This is a genomic window from Umezawaea beigongshangensis (assembly GCF_016464305.1).
Classification (GTDB): domain Bacteria; phylum Actinomycetota; class Actinomycetes; order Mycobacteriales; family Pseudonocardiaceae; genus Umezawaea_A; species Umezawaea_A beigongshangensis.
Genome location: NZ_JAEIOJ010000033.1, coordinates 1 through 4,292 on the forward strand (window position 1 = coordinate 1; position 4,292 = coordinate 4,292).

At 68.4% G+C, this 4,292-nt stretch carries 1 protein-coding gene; it reads right to left on the reverse strand.

Annotation, left to right across the window (positions count from 1 at the left end):
* Positions 1-4,292: hypothetical protein (locus tag IMZ35_RS30170; RefSeq protein ID WP_199444622.1), on the reverse strand; the 4,292-nt coding region annotated here is incomplete at both ends.

Consider the following 4,292-nt stretch of genomic DNA (forward strand, 5'->3'; position numbering starts at 1 on the left):
CGACCGAGCTGACCCAGCAGCGCCAGCGCCGCGTCGGACTGGCGTCCGGCGATCAGGTCCCGCAGGTGCTGGGTGAAGGCCTGCACGTCGGTCCGGCTGTTCGGATCGGCCATGACCGCGTCCAGCTCACCCGGCGCCACCGCGGTCGTGGGGGTCGGCGGCTGTGCGTTCGGGTTGGCGAAGAAGGCGTTCTCGTAGCCCAGCGCGCGCAGCACGTCGGAGACCCGGCTGCTGGGCAGGGCCCGGCGGCGGACCGCGTCGTTGAGGGCGTCGGCGATGGAACTGCCGTGCACGGCGTGGAACTCCCGCTCCAGCACCGCGACCTGGTTCAGGTCCCCGCCGAGCACCGCGAGCGCGTTGTTGACCTGCCGCATGTCCACCGGAGTCGCGCTCAGCACGGTGCTCAGCCGGGTCGCGTACAGCTCCGCGCGCCGCACCGGGTCCTGGACGTAGTCCCTGCCCGCGGGGTTCGGCGGACGTTCGAGGATCTCGTCGGTGTCCGTGCGCTGTTCGGACGTGTCGTCGGTGGGGGGAGGAGTCGCCTTGCCGTTGCTGCCGTTGGCATCGCCGGGTCGAGTGCCGAACTGCTGGAAGACACCACCGTCGCGGACGCCGGTCCAGCCCTGCGTGCGGTGGGTGTAGACCTTCGTCGTCGCGGCGTGGGTCTCGCCGCGGTGGCCCAGCGCGCGCATCTGCTCGGCGAACGCGGCCGCCTGGGTCGTCGTGTCGTTCTTGCCGGTGCTGTTGGGGGTGGTAGCGGTCTCGCACTGGAGCATGACGACGGGGGTGTCGGGGGTGGCACCGGCCTTGGCCATCAGCCCGGTGGCGTCGACGATGCGGGCGATCTGGTCGCCACGCAGGGGCTTGACGCCGTTGAGGGTGGGCACGTCGATGCCGCGGGCACCGGCGTGGCCGTCGGTGTAGAAGGGCTTGCCCACCCAGGGTGAGTCGACGTCGGCCCAGTCGCCGGGCTTGCCGCCGCGGTCGGGTACCGCGCCGGGGTACTGGCGGTAGGTGGAGTCCTGCCGGTTCTCCGCGCTGGCCTGCATGAACTCGGCGTCGCCGGCACGCGTGGGGAAGGCGATCCCGACGACGTTGCCGTTCTTGTCGGCCAGGGCCTTGTAGCCGACCTCGATCACCGAGCCGTCGTCGTCCACGAAGGGCACGTAGGACAGGTCGTCGGTGTCGGGAGCGGTGTTCCCTGGCGTGCTGGTGCCGGAGTCGTCCGTCCGGCGATCGGTGTCCGGTGCCGTGTCGGTCGCGGAACCGCGCTCCCTGGTGCTCGGATCCGTGCCGGGCGCAGAGGTGCGGCCCAGCTCCCGGTCGATCTTGGCTTCCTGCTCGGCCCTGATGCGTTCGCGGTGGTGCTGGATGTTCTCGTCCGTGGCGAACATCTCGCGCAGGGCGTCCATCCGTGCCCGGACGTCGTCCTTGCTGTACTCGAAGTGCCGGCCGTCGGGTGTGCGGAGGATCTTGCCGTCTTCGTCGATCTTGAACTGCTTGGTGAACGCGTTGGGGCCGTTGTGCGTGGTGCCGTCGGCTTCGTAGCTGGCGTCCGTGGTGTAGGAGCTGAAGTCGGCCTGGTAGTACTGGTGGAACTCGTCGAAGAACTTGCGGAGGTTGTCCGGGCTGACGGTCCCGCGCTGGTCGGGCGAGTCGCCGATCTTGTGCGCCAGGTCGTCGAGGAACGCGAACGTGGTGTCGGCGTCGTGCATCTTGCGCACGTAGAAGCCGAACGGGTCGGAGTCCACCATCGCGCGGACGGCCTCGTACTCGCGCGCGTCACGCCACAGGTCCTTGTGGCGGTCCATCGTCTGCACGCCGAGCTTGTGCTCGGGCTCGCGGTCGTGACCGTCCTTGCCGTCGCCGAACTGGTTCTTCGCGTTGCTCTTCTCGATGTCGTGGAACAGGATCGCCTTGGCCAGTGCGTCCTTGGGCATGAACCGCGACTCGGGGGAGTCGTCGTTGGTCAGCTTCTGGAACTGGCCGAGCACCATCTGGGCGTGCTCGTCGAACGTGTAGGGCGAGCCGGTCGCCCTGCCCTCCTCCCGGAACCTGGTGTCGGGAGTCTTGCGGTTCTCGGTGGCGATTTCGCGGAACTTCGGTTCCAGGTCGGGGAACTTCTCCGCGAGCGACTTCACCAGAGCGGCCGGGGACGGCGGGTTGTTCCGGTCGTTGAGCTTCGCGCTCAGCTCCTCGCCGAACTGCCGCTGCTCGGCGCTCCGCTGCGGAGCGCCGTCCCGCAGAGAAGCGAAGTCGTTGTCGTAGGGCGTCTGCGTGGTGTCACGGGTGTCGAAGTCGACGCGGATGCGCGCCACGTCCGAGGCCAGCACCGCACCGATCTCGGCCTGCGTCGCCAGATCGGGGATCTTGTCCAGGAACGCGTCTACCGCGCCGGGATCGACAGGAGCGATCGTCAGACCCGGCAGGTTCTGCTCGGCCACGCGGATCGCGTTGTCCGTGACCGCGGCGGCCAGTTCCTGCCGGAACTTCGGATCCACCAGCACCAGAGCCGGGTTCTTGCTGAACTCGGTCTTCAGACCCCTGTCCAGAACGGGCAGCTGGTTTTGCGCGATCGTGCGGACCGCGTCGGAGTCCATCGTCGTCAGGTCGTGCTTGGTGAACTGGTCCAGGGTCTTCCTGAGCACCGACTTCATGACCCGGTTGTCGATGGCGTTCTTCAACCCGGCCTCGTCGAGCTTCAGCTCCGAGAACGGCGTCGTCGCGTTCGCCTTCAGATCGGCGGCGATGTCCTTCTGCAACGCCTGCAACTGCTTGTCGGCGAGAAGCCTCTTCGCCTTGGGCGCCGGATCGGGCACCGACGTCAGCTTCTGCAGCTGCCGCTCCACCGCCCCGGTGACGTCGTTGCGCAGCGACTCCGCGAGCTTGCTCCTGCTGTCGGCGTCCAAGACGCTCAGCTCGGCCCTGGTCATCGTGTCCGCGACGTGCCTGTCGATGACCGCGTCAGCACCCAGCACCTCGACCAGCGACTGCTTGGGCCCGGAGTTCACCGAGATCCCCTCGGTGGCCGCCTTGCGCAGATCGTCCAGAGACGTGATCGACCTGTTCTGGTTGATCTTCTTGCCCAGCTCCTGAGCGACACCTCCGGCCAGCGTCGAGCGGAAGTCGCCCATCACCCGCCTGGTGTGGAACTGGTCGAGCGGAGGCAGATCGGTACGAGTGCTCAGGTGATCGTTCAACGCCGTCGTGACGGGGGAGACCACCGCTGCGGCGATGCTGGCCACCGCGGTCTTGCCGGGCCCCTCGGTGTTGACGAAGTCGTTCAGCCGCGCCGTGCGCGCGTCCAGGGACGTGGTGGGCGGACGCCGGTTGCCCTCGGAGTCGGGGAAGCTGTCCGCGTCGGTCTCGATCCGGGCGTCCGGCTTGCGGTCCTGCGGGTCCTGCGCGAGCTGCTCGCGCGTGGCGACGTACTCGCGCAGCTGGGTGGCGATGTTGCGCAACTCGGTCGCGTCGTTGCGGAAGTTCGGAGTCCACTTCCCGGTCTTGCCGTCCTGCGTCCAGCTGAACCACGGGTCGTTCTTGCGACCCGCCGCCGTGCTGTCGAAGTCCTTCGGCAACCCGAGCTGCTCGTAGAGGTCCGCGATGTCGTTCTTGCGACCCGCCGCGTCCGACTTGAAGTAGGAATCGGCACTGGAGAAGGTCGTGAGCGACCCCGGCTTGGCGTGCGCGGCCAGGTCTTCACGGTGGGTGGAGCCGATGCCGAACTGGTTCGCGTCACCGGTGTGGTCGACGTTGACCGTGTCCGTGCCGGGGACGCGGTCGGGAGAGGACTCGAGCTTGGTCTCCGCGGTGACCTTGGCGAAGGCGTCGTAGGGGACCAGGAACGAGCGCAGCACCGGCTGGGATGTGCCCTTGCCGTACTCGGGGTGCTGGTCGTGAACGGGCTTGCCCTGATCGGTGTGCTCGTACTTGGCCAGCCACTGCACCGCCCGCAGCGGACGCCCGGCGCCGGTCCACAGCATCGCCGTGTCGTTGCCCGAGGAGATCGTGACCTCTCCGGTGGCGGGGTCCTGCTGGATGTCCTTGTACCTGGAGGTGCCGGCGCCGCGCTTGTTCGGATCGGGGGTGACCGACTCGGGGTTGACGATCGCGGAGTACATGCGGACGTAGTGCTTGCCCGCGATCGTCTCGACCTCGAAGTCGCCCCGGTGCACGACGTGACGGGAGCGGTCCGGCCGCACCTCCACCGTCGAGCCGGGGAAGGACAGGCCGGGGCGTGCGTAGTGCGTGGAGACCGTGGTGGCCAGGAGTGAGGGTTTGCCGTCGACGTC